At 62.4% G+C, this 14116-nt stretch carries 15 protein-coding genes; 11 read left to right on the top strand and 4 right to left on the bottom strand.

The genetic code is table 11. From position 1 onward, the window contains the following. Positions 1 to 62: 62 nt before the first annotated feature. On the top strand, positions 63 to 989 hold the full coding sequence (locus SM765_RS16265) for a LysR family transcriptional regulator (RefSeq protein ID WP_274837998.1): 927 nt from the start codon (positions 63 to 65) through the stop codon (positions 987 to 989). On the opposite strand, the gene irrA is transcribed toward SM765_RS16265, so the two are convergent. Continuing rightward, positions 980 to 1408, bottom strand: coding sequence for an iron response transcriptional regulator IrrA (gene irrA, locus SM765_RS16260; RefSeq protein WP_274830553.1), 429 nt, complete (start codon positions 1406 to 1408; stop codon positions 980 to 982). The two genes, SM765_RS16265 and irrA, sit on opposite strands and share 10 nt — an antisense overlap. Before the next feature lie 212 nt (positions 1409 to 1620). Here irrA and fabA point away from each other — a divergent pair, with 212 nt between their 5' ends. The 4 genes from fabA (at position 1621) to SM765_RS16240 (ending at position 5850) form a co-directional block, all read left to right on the top strand. Beyond that, positions 1621 to 2130, top strand: coding sequence for a bifunctional 3-hydroxydecanoyl-ACP dehydratase/trans-2-decenoyl-ACP isomerase (gene fabA, locus SM765_RS16255; RefSeq protein ID WP_065272318.1), 510 nt, complete (start codon positions 1621 to 1623; stop codon positions 2128 to 2130). A gap of 300 nt (positions 2131 to 2430) precedes the next feature. Continuing rightward, the gene (locus SM765_RS16250; protein WP_274837997.1) at positions 2431 to 3681 is read left to right on the top strand and encodes an AAA family ATPase; all 1251 of its coding nucleotides are present in this window, start codon (positions 2431 to 2433) and stop codon (positions 3679 to 3681) included. A 140-nt stretch (positions 3682 to 3821) separates the two neighbouring features. Further along, positions 3822 to 5051 (top strand): beta-ketoacyl-ACP synthase I, encoded by a 1230-nt coding sequence (gene fabB, locus SM765_RS16245; protein ID WP_274837996.1) that lies wholly within the window; start codon positions 3822 to 3824, stop codon positions 5049 to 5051. Between the two features lie 7 nt (positions 5052 to 5058). Then, positions 5059 to 5850: an enoyl-ACP reductase FabI gene (locus SM765_RS16240; RefSeq protein WP_274837995.1), complete on the top strand. Its 792-nt coding sequence runs from the start codon at positions 5059 to 5061 to the stop codon at positions 5848 to 5850. 92 nt (positions 5851 to 5942) lie between these two features. On the opposite strand, the gene SM765_RS16235 is transcribed toward SM765_RS16240, so the two are convergent. The 3 genes from SM765_RS16235 to SM765_RS16225 all read right to left on the bottom strand — a co-directional run bounded on the left by SM765_RS16235 (position 5943) and on the right by SM765_RS16225 (position 8455). After that, the gene (locus tag SM765_RS16235; RefSeq protein ID WP_274837994.1) at positions 5943 to 6554 is read right to left on the bottom strand and encodes a hypothetical protein; all 612 of its coding nucleotides are present in this window, start codon (positions 6552 to 6554) and stop codon (positions 5943 to 5945) included. A 62-nt stretch (positions 6555 to 6616) separates the two neighbouring features. Further along, a complete protein-coding gene (locus SM765_RS16230; protein WP_274837993.1) occupies positions 6617 to 7684 on the bottom strand; it encodes an NAD(P)H-dependent flavin oxidoreductase in 1068 nt (355 codons plus the stop codon). A gap of 342 nt (positions 7685 to 8026) precedes the next feature. Next, entirely contained in the window at positions 8027 to 8455 is a 429-nt protein-coding gene (locus SM765_RS16225; protein WP_065272312.1) for an FKBP-type peptidyl-prolyl cis-trans isomerase, read from the bottom strand. Between the two features lie 197 nt (positions 8456 to 8652). On the opposite strand from SM765_RS16225, the gene SM765_RS16220 reads away from it, so the two are divergent. The 6 genes from SM765_RS16220 to SM765_RS16195 all read left to right on the top strand — a co-directional run bounded on the left by SM765_RS16220 (position 8653) and on the right by SM765_RS16195 (position 14104). Continuing rightward, positions 8653 to 9339, top strand: a complete 687-nt coding sequence (locus SM765_RS16220; RefSeq protein ID WP_274837992.1) for a haloacid dehalogenase type II — start codon at positions 8653 to 8655, stop codon at positions 9337 to 9339. A 32-nt stretch (positions 9340 to 9371) separates the two neighbouring features. Next, positions 9372 to 10205, top strand: a complete 834-nt coding sequence (locus SM765_RS16215) for an alpha/beta fold hydrolase (RefSeq protein ID WP_274837991.1) — start codon at positions 9372 to 9374, stop codon at positions 10203 to 10205. Continuing rightward, entirely contained in the window at positions 10205 to 11179 is a 975-nt protein-coding gene (locus tag SM765_RS16210; RefSeq protein ID WP_274837990.1) for a threonine ammonia-lyase, read from the top strand. The genes SM765_RS16215 and SM765_RS16210 overlap by 1 nt, the downstream gene beginning before the upstream one ends. An 88-nt stretch (positions 11180 to 11267) precedes the next feature. Then, entirely contained in the window at positions 11268 to 12059 is a 792-nt protein-coding gene (gene pcaD / locus SM765_RS16205; RefSeq protein ID WP_065272308.1) for a 3-oxoadipate enol-lactonase, read from the top strand. Further along, positions 12052 to 12762 (top strand): alpha/beta fold hydrolase, encoded by a 711-nt coding sequence (locus SM765_RS16200; protein ID WP_274837989.1) that lies wholly within the window; start codon positions 12052 to 12054, stop codon positions 12760 to 12762. Before pcaD ends, SM765_RS16200 begins: the two co-directional genes overlap by 8 nt. Position 12763: 1 nt before the next feature. Beyond that, a complete protein-coding gene (locus SM765_RS16195) occupies positions 12764 to 14104 on the top strand; it encodes a lyase family protein (protein ID WP_274837988.1) in 1341 nt (446 codons plus the stop codon). The last annotated feature ends 12 nt before the right edge of the window (positions 14105 to 14116 follow it).

Genomic DNA, 14116 nt, shown 5'->3' with positions numbered 1-14116 from the left:
GTAAAGTTGATCTGGCTAGAACATAATTTCAAATCATATCTTTCTAATATACCCTTCGGAACATGTTATACCTCACTCTGCGCCACTATGAATATGTCACCGCCATCGCCCGCCACGGCAGCCTGTCGGGTGCGGCGTCGGCGCTGCATGTCAGCCAGCCCGCCCTATCCGCCGCGCTGGCCCGGATCGAGGCACATCTGGGTCGGGTATTGTTCCTGCGCAGAAAAGGCGCGGCGCTGGCGCTGACACCACAGGGGCGCGAGTTTGTCACCGCAGCCGAGGCGCTGTTGTCGGAGGCCGCGCGGCTGGAACACGCGGGCACCGGTGCTGCACCGCAGGGGCGGCTGGTACTGGGATGTTTCCGTGATCTTGCGCCCTTTCTGCTGCCGCGTGCCCTGCGGGTGCTGCGCCAGACCCTGCCGGGGGTGGAGCTGGACCTGCTAGAGAGCGATTTCGAGGATCTCATTGCAGCGCAACTGTCCGGCGCCTGTGATCTGGCGCTGACCTGGGATCTGGGGCTTGATTCCAGCTTTACCCGGCAGGAGCTTTATCGCGTCACGCCTCAGGCGCTGATGCCGCCGGATCATGCGCTGGCCGCCCGTGGCAAGGTCAGCCTTGGCGACCTCGCTACCGAGCCGCTGATCCTGTCGCGCGAGGGGCTTTCGATTGCTCATATGATGCGGCTGTTTCGCGGCGCCGGGCTGGTGCCTGCCATCGCCCATCGCGCCGCCTCGCTGGAACTTCTGCGCAGCCTGGCCGCCAGCGGCGAAGGCATCGGACTGGCCTACAGCCTGCCGCAATCAGACCACAGCTATGAAGGATTGCCGCTGATCGCCCGCCCGCTGGCCGCGCCGCAGGCGGTGGAGCCGGTCGTGCTGACCTGCCACGCGGACCCGGCGCCGCACTCGCTCACTGCGCGGGCGATGGCTGCGCTGACACAGGCTTTCAAAAAGGACGCTACGGAGAGAGAATCAGAAGATCAGCCGTGATCGGCCTTCTTGCGCAAGCGGACCACTACATCGACCGATGCGATTTCCATGCCTTCGGGCGCCTCGGGCAGGCGCTGGATCACCAGCTGATCCGAGGGCGCATCGCTGACGCGGCCTTCCTGCTCCCAGTAGTAATGCGGGTGGTCATGGGTGTTGGTGTCGAAATAGCTTTTCGACCCGTCCACCGTGATCTCCTGCAGCACGCCCGCCTCGCAAAAAGCGCGCAGCGTGTTGTAGACGGTGGCCAGCGACACGGCCGCACCCTTGTCCTTGGCGGCTTCGAACAGGCTTTCGGCGGTGACATGGCGATGCTTGCCATCCCCGACCAGCAGTTCAGCCAGCGCCACCCGTTGCCGGGTCGGGCGCAGACCGGCCTGTCCCAGCCAGTTGGTTGCCAGATCTTCGCTGTTTGGCGTCATGTGCAGATCCTGCCTCGCGTTGCTGACCGTATATATAGGGGCAACGGGGGGGGATTTTCAAATGGATTCCCCTGCGGCGTCTTGCACCGCGCCCCGCGCAAAGCCCCCGCAGCACATGGACGGGACAGATGCAGAACCCTTGCAGGACCCGCAGGGCCGATGCTACAGGAGGCCAGATTGAAAACAGACACCTCAGCAGGAGCACCGCCAGCATGGCCGACTACCCGAGCAGCTTTGACAAAGAAGATTTGCTGAAATGCGCCCGAGGCGAGCTGTTCGGCCCGGGCAATGCCCAGCTGCCCGCGCCGCCGATGCTGATGATGGACCGCATCACCGAAGTGAGCGCCGACGGCGGCAGCCACGGCAAGGGCCACATCCTTGCGGAATTCGACATCACCCCGGACCTGTGGTTCTTCGAATGCCACTTCCCCGGCAACCCGATCATGCCCGGTTGTCTGGGTCTGGACGGGTTGTGGCAGCTCACCGGCTTTAACCTCGGCTGGCGCGGCTGGAAGGGCCGGGGCATGGCCGTGGGCGTCGGCGAAGTGAAGCTAACCGGCATGGTCCGCCCTGACCGCAAGATGCTAACCTACAAGGTGGATTTCAAAAAGGCGATGCAAACCCGCCGCCTGACCATGGGCGTTGCCGATGGCACGGTGGAGGCCGATGGCGAAGAGATCTATCAGGTCAAGGACATGCGGGTGGTTCTGAGCGAGGGCTGAGGCTCGCTACGGCCAAGCCCAGTCACAACCAGGTTAGAAGATCAGGAGGCCCCGCGGGGCCTCTTTTATTGGGGGGGGGGCAATGCGTGGATCAGCCTGCGGTCGTCGTTCCAGGGCTCACAACAGGGGGCTTTAACCTTTGAAAAAGCGCCTTTTGAATAGGGTCGGCTGGTGCTTTTAACGAACCACACCCAAAAGCACGTTTCACGCCCCACGACACAACAAAGGCGTGCATGGGGGCGAATGAATTGTTATCAAGGACCCTATATTTTCGACACTCGACAAATGCAGGCTATCTTCATGTCATTTTTCAGCGGAACACCAAAGCCAGAAGAGGTATTCACACCACGCTCAGCGAGCGTCAACCCTCGCCTATACATTACAAGACCTGATCTGGAGGAAGAACTCGCCGAAGGCCTTCTGGAAAGCCAACATTTAATAATTTTTGGCGAAAGTGGGAATGGAAAATCATGGCTTTACAAAAATGTTTTTGAAAATAAAGGCGTCTTTTACGAGGTAGTAAACCTAGTTCAGGCATCAGCGCTTGGCTCTCTCTCAGCCGCCTTTGAAGACAAGCTGTCTCGGCAAGAACGGTTAGAGAAGGAAGAGTATGAGCTGGCCAAATCGGGTGGTGTGAAGCCGTCAGGCGTAGGGATAGACATTGAGGGAACATGGAGGTACGTAAAAGGAAAAAAGGAGCCATTTGAAAAACTACTTGCCTACATTAGAAAAATGGCAGGCAAGAAGAATGCAGTTGTCGTGTTCGATAATTTTGAACAGGTTGCAGCAGACGCAACCATTTGCAAGGCGATATCTAATTGCGTTGTGCTTCTAGATGACCCCACCTACGCTGAATATGATGTAAAAATTGTAATAGTCGGCACACCAGCCGGAATAGATGAGAAGTTGGCGAAAACCGGGAATGTCCAAACAATATCCACTCGACTGAAGGAAATCCCTGAAGTCGAACGCATGACAGCCCAGGAGGCGAAGACCCTAATGAGCCTTGGCCTGGAAAGCATTCTAAAATTGGAGGTGGTGGGGAACAAGGAAGTATTTTATGAAAGAATGCTGAGGGTAACAGACCGAATAGCGCTCGAACTTCAGGAACTTGGACTAAGAATTGCCCGAGAGGCGAACAAGAAAAACGGGAAGATTGATCAAGTTGTGTTTGATCGGGCGGTTTTAAAATGGGCAAGAAACTCTATTCGAGCAAATTGCGCGATTGTCTCAGGGCGCCTAAACTCCAAGGAAACAAAGGCAGCGAGAAGGAATCAGTGCATCTACGCTTGCGGCGAGATTGAGTCAGATAGATTCAACTACAGGGATGTAGAAGAAAAAATTCGAGAACTTTTCCCAGATACAACAAAGGGTATCTCGCTAAACGTTTCAGGGGAATTAACTAGACTAGCAAATGGAGAGAACCCCCTACTAAGACGCCTCCCAAACGAAAATGCATACAGACTCTCCAGCCCAAAGATACGAATGGCAATACGCACGATGCTATCCATTGAACTCGGAAAAGTAGTCAGGAAAGTAGCTGAACTTTAGCCCAACGTCTGCATTTGACAACAGATGGCAAACAAAAGTTGTGAACACTTCCCCCCGGGCGAAGCCCTCCAACCCCAACCCATCTTGCACCCATGCCCTGCACGGCCTAGTAAGACAAAAGCTATTAAGGGAGTGCACCTATGCGTCGCGTCGTCGTCACCGGTCTTGGCATCGTCTCCTCGATCGGCAACACAGCCGAAGAGGTTCTTGCATCGCTCAAGGCCGGGAAATCCGGTATCGTAGCCAGCCCCGAAATGGCCGAACACGGCTTTCGCAGCCAGGTGGCCGGCACGCTGAAAATCGATCCTGCCGAACATGTGGACAAGCGCACCCTGCGCTTCATGGGGCCGGGGGCTGCCTATGCCCATATCGCCATGAGCCAGGCGATTGCCGATTCCGGCCTGTCCGAAGATCAGATCGTCAACGACCGCACCGGTCTCATTGCAGGGTCCGGCGGACCGTCGACCTCGTCCCTGCTGGCCGCGCATCAGACCGTTCTGAAAACTGGCGCGACCAAGCGGATCGGGCCCTTCGCGGTGCCGAAATGCATGTCGTCCACGATCTCCGCGAACCTGTCGACCGCGTTCAAGATCAAGGGCATCAACTATTCCATCACCTCGGCCTGCTCCACCTCGCTGCATTGCATCGGCAGCGCCGCCGAGCAGATCATGATGGGCAAGCAGGACGTGATGTTCGCCGGTGGCGCCGAAGAGCTGGACTGGACCCTGTCCTGCCTGTTCGACGCGATGGGAGCGATGTCCTCGAAATACAATGACACGCCCGAAAAGGCCTCGCGCGCCTTTGACCAGAACCGCGATGGTTTCGTGATCACCGGCGGCGGCGGCATCGTGGTGCTGGAAGATCTGGATCACGCGCTCGCCCGCGGCGCCAAGATCTATGCCGAGGTCACCGGTTTTGCTGCAACCTCGGACGGGCACGACATGGTTGCCCCCAGCGGTGAAGGCGGCGAGCGCGCCATGCGTCTGGCCCTGTCCACCCTGCCCGAGGGTCGCAAGGTCTCCTATATCAACGCCCATGGCACCTCGACCCCGGTCGGCGACCTCGGCGAAGTCGAAGCTGCCCGCCGCGTCTTTGGCGCAGGCCAGGTGCCGCCGATTTCCTCGACCAAGTCGATGACCGGCCACGCGCAGGGTGCTGCCGGCGCCTTGGAGGCGATCTTCTGCCTTCTGATGCTGGACAATGATTTCATCACCCCGTCGATCAACGTCGAAACCCTGTCCGAAGGCATCGAAGAGGGCGAAATCGCCACCTCCTATGTGGAGAACGCCGGTCTGGACAGCGTGATGACCAACAGTTTTGGGTTTGGGGGCACTAACGGCTCCATGGTTCTGAGCAAGTACAAGGGATAAGCACGTCATGTCTGGAGTTTTGACCGGCAAACGGGGCCTGATCATGGGCGTGGCCAACGAACGTTCCATCGCCTGGGGCATCGCCAAGGCGATGCACGAGGCCGGAGCCGAGCTGGCCTTCACCTATCAGGGTGAAGCCTTTGGCAAGCGGCTGGAACCGCTCGCGGCCTCTGTCGGCAGCGATTTCATGGTTGATGTGGATGTGACCGACGATGCCTCGCTCGACACCGCATTCGAACAGCTGGCAGCGCGCTGGCCGACGATCGATTTTGTGGTGCACGCGATTGCCTATTCGGACAAGACAGAGCTGACCGGCCGGTTCATCAACACCAGCCGTGCGAACTTCAAGAACTCCATGGATATCTCCGCCTATTCCTTCATCGAGGTGGCGCGCCGCGCCTATCCGATGATGGAGGAGAACGGTGGCACCCTGCTGACGCTGACCTATGGCGGCTCCAACCGGGTGACCCCGAACTACAACGTGATGGGCGTTGCCAAGGCCGCATTGGAAAGCGCCACCCGCTATCTGGCCAATGACCTTGGCCCCGATGGCATCCGCGTCAACGCGATCTCACCCGGCCCGATGAAGACCCTCGCCGGGGCCGCCATTGGCGGGGCACGCAAGACCTACAAGCATACCGAACAGAACGCGCCCTTGCGGTCCAATGCTACGCTGGAGGCCGTGGGCGGCACCGCCGTCTACCTCGCCTCAGATGCCGGCGCCTATACAACGGGTGAGGTTATCCGCGTTGATGGCGGCTTCCACATCCTCGGCATGCCGCAGCAGGAACACCTCTAGGCAACCTGCAGGCCGCATCCTTCAACATAGAAAACGGGCGCCCTCACCGGACGCCCGTTTTTCTTTTGTGGCAGGAACAACCCCCAAGCACTTCAGGCTCCGTCAGCCTCGTCCGGGCCATCCTTCTCCTGAACCTTGCGGCGGGAGCGGGCCAATCCTGCCTCGAACCCCTCGCCGTCTCCGAACTCAGAGAACTCGGCATAGCGCGCATGCGCGCCCGCCACCCGCGCCGCATGCTTGATCGGGCACCAATAGGCTTCGGTGCGGCTGGCAACCTCGCGCACCCAGGCGATCACCCCGTTGCAATAGCCGCAGTAGATGCAATTCAGTTTCTGCACCCCGTTTAGATAGGCCAGATGGTGCCGGTCCATCCGGATAAAATCGCGCCTCGGCACCTTTGGGATACCGTAAACCGGGAAACAGGCGGCCTGATAGACAAGCACGAAGAGGTCCAGCAGCACGAAGGGCACGATCAGCGCATAGATGAAAGGGGCGGTGATCAGCACCATCGGCCGTGTGTAGGCAAGAAAGCGTAGCCAGCGCACCCGCAACGCCCGGTGACGACGGCGGGCCTCTTCCTCCCAGACGATGCGGCCGTTCTCCAGCTTGTACTGGAACGCCGCGCGCTTGTCGGCGATTTCATCTTCCAGCTCGTCCTGCAGCTCCCGCATCCGGGCCAGCAGATCCTCCATTCGCGTGCTCATCTCATACCCTCCATCTGCTCGTTACACCGGCGCGCGGATCGCGCTCTGTTTCGCCCGCTGGTCTAGGCCATGGCCGCGCGCCATTCGGCAATCAGCGCAGCCATGATCTCTGCTGCCGGACCGCTGCAGGCATGCGGCGCGCCCTGGCCCGCCCATTGCGCACCAAACCCGGAAGCCCCGGCCGATTTGGCCGCCGCATTCAGCGCCTTTCCCGCATCATAGGCGATCGGGTAGTCCGGAACAGCCGCGCCTGCGTGCTCTGCCGCCCATGCGGTGAAATCGTTGGCGAGGCAACGGGCTGGGCGGCCTGAAATCGCCGCTGTCATCTGCGTGGCGTCTGCCGCTTTCGAATGCAGCCGGGCGCGGTACGCGCCATCAGCCAGGCTCTCGCTACAATCGATAAAAGCGGTGCCCAGCTGTGCTGCAGACGCCCCCAAACGCAGCGCCGCTGCGATATCGCCCCCCGTCATCAACCCGCCTGCGGTGACCACCGGCAGATCAAGCTCCGCCACCAGCCGCCGCGTCAGGTCAAGGGCGTTCAACCTTTCGTCTGGAGCTGCCGGATCAAAGATGCCGCGATGACCGCCAGCCTCCCAGCCCTGCGCCACCACCGCCTGCACCCCGGCGTCACGGATCGCACGCGCCTCCGCCAACGATGTGGCGCTCGCCATCAAAAAGATTCCCGCCTCTTTCAGCGCCAGGATCACATCCGGCGCAGGCAGGCCGAAATGAAAGCTGATCACCGCCGGGCGCTCTGCCAGCAGCATCTTCTGCATATCCCGATCCACCACAAAGCTGGTGTAGATTTCGCTCAAGGCCGCGGGCGGCGCCGCATTGAACCGAGCAAAGACAGGTGCGAGCAGATCCAGCCAGGCTGCCTCCCGCGCCGGGTCGGGTACTGCGGGCTGGTGGCAGAAAACATTGACGTTAAAGGGCCGCGCGGTCAGCGCCCGCGTCTGCTGGATCATCTCCTGCGCCTGCGCCACGCCCGATGCCCCGATGCCCAGCGCGCCAAGCCCGCCTGCATTGCTGACCGCCGCCGCCATGGCAGGAGAGCTGACCCCCGCCATCGGCGCCTGAAAGATCGGCACCTCAAGGTCCAGTGCCCGGATAAGCTCCGTTGCAGCCATGCCATATGTCTCCCTGTTTTGCCCCTCGGCCAGCAAAGCCGCAGTTTCATGCCCATGCAAGTAGAGAAAGCGAAACGCCCATCCCCCCTTTGGCCGGAGCCGGGTCAAGGGCGGCGCAGCCGCCGCACCCTCGGTGCGGCTTGCCCTTAAGGCGGCTCTGGCTGCACACAAACTGGCTCTGGCGTCCAAAGGAGGGGCAAAGCCCTCCCTTTGGCGCCTCTCAGCCGTCCTTCGCGCCGCGCAGCGGCGCCACTCCGACGAAAAGGGCCCAACGGAAAAGGCCGGATCTGGGATCCGGCCTTTTCGGGCGGGAGAACCCCGCCTTGCAGAATAATTCGCAGATCAGTTGATCGACACCAGCTCGATATCGAAAATCAGATCCTTGCCCGCCAGCGGATGGTTGGCATCCAGCGTAACCGTCGCTTCGTCCGCTTCGACCACGGTTACCGGCAGGACCTGGCCTTCCGGGGTCTGCATCTGCAGCTGCGTGCCCGGCTCCAGCGGAATGTCATCCGGAATACCTTCGCGCGGGATCGCCTGACGTGCGTCAGGGTTGGACGGACCGTATGCGTCATCACAGGCGATCTCGAGCGTCTTCTTGTCGCCCGCGACCATGCCCGGCAAACCGGCATCCATGCCGCCGATCACGTGACCGGCGCCAACGGTGAACTCCAGCGGATCACGCCCTTCGGAGCTGTCAAAGACGGTCCCATCCGTCAGTCGGCCCGTGTAGTGGATGCGCACGGTGTCGCCATTCTTTACCTCGGTCATGTGACCTCCAGTTCGTGTTCAGAATCTAAAGGGCCGGACCCTACAGGACCTGTTTGTGATGTAAACCCACGGCCCGGACCGCAGCAGAGACAATATTTGACCGCCATCCGGGCACCCTCGCGCAATTGTGACAGGTACAACTTCCCGCTTTGTTCCAAGCTGCCTCCTATGACAAAGTCGCGGCAACGGAGGACCCCATGCCCATCACCACCTGTGTATTCGACGCCTATGGCACCCTGTTCGATGTTGCCGCCGCCGCCCGGCAGGCCGCGGCCGAGCCGGACTTCCCGCAGCTTCAGGGCACATGGGCAACCCTCGCCGCCAACTGGCGCCAGAAGCAGATCCAATATACCTGGCTGCGTGCGGTGACAGGCGCCCATACCGATTTCTGGGAGGTCACCCAGAACGGGCTGGACTGGTCGCTGGAGGCCGCCGGTCTGGCCGGAGATGACGCCCTGCGCGAGCGTCTGCTGGCGCTCTACTGGGAACTTCAAGCCTACCCCGAAGTGCCCGCCATGCTCACCGCGCTGAAAGAGGCCGGTTTCAACACGGCCATCCTGTCCAACGGCTCGCCCGGCATGCTCGAAGGATGCGTGCAATCCGCCGGAGTGGGCGCGGTTCTGGACGATCTCCTGTCGGTCGAAAGCGTCGGCGTCTTCAAGCCGCATTCCAGCGTCTACGATCTGGTCGGCAAACGCTTTGACTGCGCATCGTCCGAGGTGCTCTTCGTCTCTTCCAACGGCTGGGACGCGGCGGCGGCCAGCGGTTACGGCTTCGAAACCGTCTGGGTCAACCGCGCCGAAGAACCGATGGACCGCCTGCCCTGGACGCCGCAGCACGTGCTGAATGATCTCACCACGATCCCGAACATCGCCAAGGGCTGATCCCCTCAATCCCAAAGGAGCACATCGCGCCGATGCCAAATTTCACCACTTCGGATGGGCTGTCGCTCCACTACACCGACAGCGCGCAGGGTCAGGCCCTGCCGCTGATCTGCCTGCCGGGCCTTACCCGAGATGGGCAGGACTTTCGCTATTTCGCACCGCATGCGACGCGCTACCGGATGATCACGCTGGACGCGCGCGGGCGCGGGCAGTCGGACCTCGATCCTGAGATTGCCAATTACAACGTCATGCGCGAGGCGCAGGATGTGACCGAACTGATGGATCACCTCGGCCTGGAACAGGCGGCGATCCTCGGCACCTCACGTGGGGGAATGGTGGCCATGGTGCTGGCCGCCACCGCAAAGGACCGCCTTAGCGCCGTGGTGCTGAACGATGTGGGACCGGAAATCCCTCAAGGTGGCATTGCCCGCATCATGGAATACGTCGGTCGCCGCCCCGCTGCAAAAACCTATGATAAGGCTGCGCAAACTCTGGCGGCTTTGATGGCACCCGCCTTCCCCGACGTGCCGCCCGCCCGCTGGCGTGAAGAGGTCGAGGTCTTCTACGACGAAACGCCGGATGGCCTTTCCCTGCGCTATGATCCACGCCTGCGCGATGCGCTGCTTGAGCAGGCCAAGGCTGGCCCGCCCCCCGATCTTTGGGCGCTGTTCATGGCGCTTGAGGGGCTGCCCTGCGGCGTGATCCGGGGCGCCAATTCCGATGTGCTTAGCCATGAGACCTATCTTGAAATGCAGCGCCGCCTGCCTGCACTGCAGGCGGTAGAGCTGGACAATCGCGGCCATGTCCCGTTTCTGGACGAACCGGCTGCCCTCACCCTTATTCATTCCGTATTGGACCAGATTTGATGACTTCCATTTCCATGATCGAAGCCGCTGCCCGGCGGCTTGACGGCCACGCCCGCAAGACACCGCTGCTATCCTCGCCCTTCCTCGACGAGGTTGCGGGGCGTCGCCTGCTGGTCAAACCCGAATGCCTGCAACACACTGGATCGTTCAAGTTCCGGGGCGGCTGGGCAGCGCTTTCGGCGATGGACGACGAGACCCGCAAGCGCGGCGTGCTGGCCTATTCCAGCGGCAACCATGCGCAGGGCGTCGCGGCGGCAGCGCAGGCCCATGGCGTCCCTGCCGTGATCATCATGCCCTCTGATGCCCCGCAGCTGAAGATCGACAACACCCGCGCCCTTGGCGCCGAGGTGGTGCTTTATGACCGCGCAGGCGAAAGCCGCGAAGAGATCGGCGCGCATTACGAGAAGACCCGCGGCCTGACGCTGGTCAAACCCTATGACGACCCGCAGGTGATCGCGGGTCAGGGCACCGTTGGTCTGGAGATCGCCGAGCAGGCCGCTGCCGAAGGCGTCACCTCGGGCGATGTGCTGGTCTGCTGCGGTGGCGGCGGTCTGACCGGCGGCGTGGCGCTGGCGCTGGAGGCCCGCGCGCCCGGTCTGCGGGTACGTCCCGCCGAACCCGAAGGCTTTGACGACGTGGCCCGGTCGCTCTCAAGCGGGCAGGTCGAAAGCAATCCCGCCACCTCCGGCTCCATCTGCGATGCTATCCTGACGCCTGCACCAGGGGAAATCACCTTTCCCATCCTTTCGCGCCTTTGCGGCCCCGGCATTGTCATCACCGAGGACGAAGCCCTGCGCGCCATGGCGCTGGCCTTCCTGCGGCTGAAGATCGTTGTCGAGCCGGGCGGCGCTGCTGCCCTTGCCGCGGCACTGTTCCACGGGGATGAGATCCAAGGCGATGCGGTGATCGCCGTGGCCACCGGCGGCAATGTGGATCCCGCGATGTTCATCCGCGCACTGGAGCAGCACGCCTAAGGCGGCACCCGTCCCTCCCCGACCTTTGCTTTACCTTCCCGTGCCTTCGCGGATATGGTGCGCCGCAAACGTGACGGGGAGAGATATCATGCAAATCGCGGATCTGGGCGATGTCCAGCTGCACTACCGTGTCGACGGCGATCCGGACGGCGCGCCCATCGTTTTTGCCAACTCTCTGGGCACCGACCTCAGGGTCTGGGACGCGGTGGTCGAACGCCTGCCTGCGGGTCTGAAGGTGATCCGCTATGACAAGCGCGGGCATGGTCTGTCCACCGTTCCGCCCGCTCCCTATTCCATGGGCGCGCTGGTACGCGATGCCGAGCGGCTCCTGGATCATCTCAATGTGCGCGACTGCGTCTTTGTCGGCCTCTCCATTGGCGGCATGATCGCACAGGGGCTGGCCGTGAAACGCCTCGATCAGGTGCGCGCGCTGGTACTGTCGAACACCGCCGCCAAGATCGGCACCGCCGAGATGTGGCAGGAACGGATCAAGGCGGTCGAGGAACAGGGCATCGAGGCGCTGGCGGACAACGTGATGGAACGCTGGTTCGGCAAGGATTTCCGCGCAACACCCGAGCTGACCCTCTGGCGCAACATGCTGGTGCAGCAATCGCGCGCCGGTTACGCAGGTTGCTGCGCCGCCATCGCGGGCACCGATTTCTACACTCCCACCAGCGGGTTGCGTCTGCCCTGCCTTGGCTTTGCCGGGGCCGAGGATGGCTCTACCCCGCCCGATCTGGTGCGCGAAACCGTCGATCTGATCCCCGGATCGCAATTCCACCTGATCCGCCGCGCGGGCCACATCCCTTGCGTCGAAAAGCCCGATGAATACACCGAACGGCTGACCACCTTCCTCAAGGAGATCGGACACATTGGCTGACTTTCTGCTGATCCACGGATCCTGCCACGGCGCCTGGTGCTGGCGCGACCTGATCCCGGCGCTGGAGGCGCGCAGCCATACCGCCCGCGCCATCGACCTGCCCGGCCACAACGACGGGCGCGACCTGACCAGTGTCACGCTGGAGGAAACCGCCGAGGCGATCCTGATGGCCGCCGGGCCGAACACCATCGTGCTGGGCCATTCCTGGGCGGGTTTTCCGATCTCGGCCGCCGCAGAAAAGGACCCCAGCCGCCTGCGCGGGCTGATCTATCTCTGCGCCTATGTGCCAGTCTCGGGCCTTTCCATGATCGACATGCGCAAGCGCGGCCCGCGCCAGACGCTGGCCCATGCGGCGATCAAAGACGAAGCCAGCAACAGCTACACAGTAGACCCGGCCGAGGTGCCGCGCCTGTTCTACCACGACTGCCCGCAAGAGGCGGTGGATTATGCGCTGGAGCGTCTCTGCCCGCAAGCGATCCGCCCGCAGGACACGCCGCTGACCCTGGGCGCCAACTGGGACGGTACGCCCAAGGCCTATATCCGCTGTGCAAATGACCAGACCATTCCGCCGGAATATCAGGCCGATATGGTCAAGGACTGGCCCAAGGGCCGCGTGCATGTGATGCAGACCTCTCATTCCCCCTTCTTCGCCGCGCCGGATGCGCTGGCGGATCTGCTCACCCAGATCGAAAAGGATCTCTGACATGGCCGGATCGGTCTTTGACAGCCAGCTTTATGGCGATCTTTTCCCGGCGGGCGATGCTGCGCGCCTGTTCAGCGACAGCGCCGAAATCCGCGCCATGCTGCTGGTCGAGGGTGCGCTGGCCAAGGCGCAGGGCGCGGCGGGCGTGATCCCCGCCGACAGCGCTGCCGCCATCCAGCGAGCGGTGATGGAAGTCGCTTTGGACCCCGGTGCGCTGCGCAAGGCCACCGGACAAAATGGCGTGCCGGTGCCCGCGCTGGTCGCCGCACTGCGCAGCGAGATGAACGCGCCGGAACATGCGCAATACGTGCATTGGGGTGCCACCTCGCAGGATATCATGGACACCGGCCTGATGCTGCGGCTGCGGCAGGTTCTGACGGCGGTTGAAACCGATTTGAAAGCAGCGCTGACGGCACTGGCCCGGCTGGCCAAGGACCATGCCGAGCTGCCGATGCCCGCCCGCACCTATGGCCAGCATGCCACCCCGACCAGTTTTGGCGCCGTGGTCTCCGCCTGGGGCGCGCCACTGATCGCGCTTCTTGAAGAGCTGCCCACCTTGCGCCAGTCCTGCCTGCTGGTCTCACTCTCTGGTGCTGCCGGAACCGCCGGGGCGCTGGGGCCCGAGGCGCCGCAGATCCGCACTGCCCTGGCCGAAGGCCTGTCTCTTGGCGATCCCGGACGCAGCTGGCACAGCGACCGAACCCCGGTGCTGCGCCTCACTGACTGGCTGGTGCGGGTCAATCTGGCGCTTGGCAAGATGGGTGAGGATTGCATCGCGCTGGTGCAGACCGGCATTCAGGAAATCCGTCTTGGCGGCGCCGGGGCCTCATCGACCATGCCGCAGAAACAGAACCCGGTTGCGCCCTCGGCGCTGGTGGCGCTGGCGCGGCAGGGATCGGGGCTTCTCTCGGTCCTGCACGGCGCCGCCATGCAGCAGCATCAGCGCGACGGTGCCGCCTGGTTCACTGAATGGATGTGCCTGCCACAGATCGTGCTGGGCGCCGCCAGCGCCGCCGCCATGGCCAAAGATCTGAGCGCCGGGATCACCCCCAACGCTGATGCCATGGGGGCGGCGCTCGCCAGCGGCCTGGACATGATCCACGCCGAGGCGCTGAGCTTTGCCCTCGCCGCCACAATGCCCCGACCGGAGGCGCAGGCCGCCGTGAAAAAGCTCTGCCTGGAGGCCAACGAGACCGCAACGCCACTCAGCACCCTTGCAGCGCGCACCTTTGCCGATCTGGATACTGAGGCGCTGTTTGATCCAGCCCGGCAACTGGGACATGCCCCGGCGGAAGCCTTGCGTTTTGCCGAAAAAGCCGCCGAAATCTGCGGCGAGAAATAACCGGCAAAGAGA

The organism is Pseudophaeobacter sp. 1A09344 (assembly GCF_041008745.1).
Taxonomy (GTDB): Bacteria; Pseudomonadota; Alphaproteobacteria; order Rhodobacterales; family Rhodobacteraceae; genus Phycobacter; species Phycobacter gallaeciensis_A.
Note: the sequence above shows the minus strand (reverse complement) of the source record. Positions and strands in the feature narration are given on the sequence as shown.

Bases quoted from the DNA above. Each gene is read 5' to 3' on its own strand.
- SM765_RS16220 (WP_274837992.1), top strand. From the start codon at position 8,653: ATGCCCATCACCACCTGTGTATTCGACGCCTATGGCACCCTGTTCGAT.
- SM765_RS16250 (WP_274837997.1), top strand. From the start codon at position 2,431: ATGTCATTTTTCAGCGGAACACCAAAGCCAGAAGAGGTATTCACACCA.
- SM765_RS16195 (WP_274837988.1), top strand. From the start codon at position 12,764: ATGGCCGGATCGGTCTTTGACAGCCAGCTTTATGGCGATCTTTTCCCG.
- SM765_RS16235 (WP_274837994.1), bottom strand. From the start codon at position 6,554: ATGAGCACGCGAATGGAGGATCTGCTGGCCCGGATGCGGGAGCTGCAG.
- SM765_RS16225 (WP_065272312.1), bottom strand. From the start codon at position 8,455: ATGACCGAGGTAAAGAATGGCGACACCGTGCGCATCCACTACACGGGC.
- fabA (WP_065272318.1), top strand. From the start codon at position 1,621: ATGGCCGACTACCCGAGCAGCTTTGACAAAGAAGATTTGCTGAAATGC.
- fabB (WP_274837996.1), top strand. From the start codon at position 3,822: ATGCGTCGCGTCGTCGTCACCGGTCTTGGCATCGTCTCCTCGATCGGC.
- pcaD (WP_065272308.1), top strand. From the start codon at position 11,268: ATGCAAATCGCGGATCTGGGCGATGTCCAGCTGCACTACCGTGTCGAC.
- SM765_RS16265 (WP_274837998.1), top strand. From the start codon at position 63: ATGTTATACCTCACTCTGCGCCACTATGAATATGTCACCGCCATCGCC.
- SM765_RS16210 (WP_274837990.1), top strand. From the start codon at position 10,205: ATGACTTCCATTTCCATGATCGAAGCCGCTGCCCGGCGGCTTGACGGC.
- irrA (WP_274830553.1), bottom strand. From the start codon at position 1,408: ATGACGCCAAACAGCGAAGATCTGGCAACCAACTGGCTGGGACAGGCC.
- SM765_RS16230 (WP_274837993.1), bottom strand. From the start codon at position 7,684: ATGGCTGCAACGGAGCTTATCCGGGCACTGGACCTTGAGGTGCCGATC.
- SM765_RS16240 (WP_274837995.1), top strand. From the start codon at position 5,059: ATGTCTGGAGTTTTGACCGGCAAACGGGGCCTGATCATGGGCGTGGCC.
- SM765_RS16215 (WP_274837991.1), top strand. From the start codon at position 9,372: ATGCCAAATTTCACCACTTCGGATGGGCTGTCGCTCCACTACACCGAC.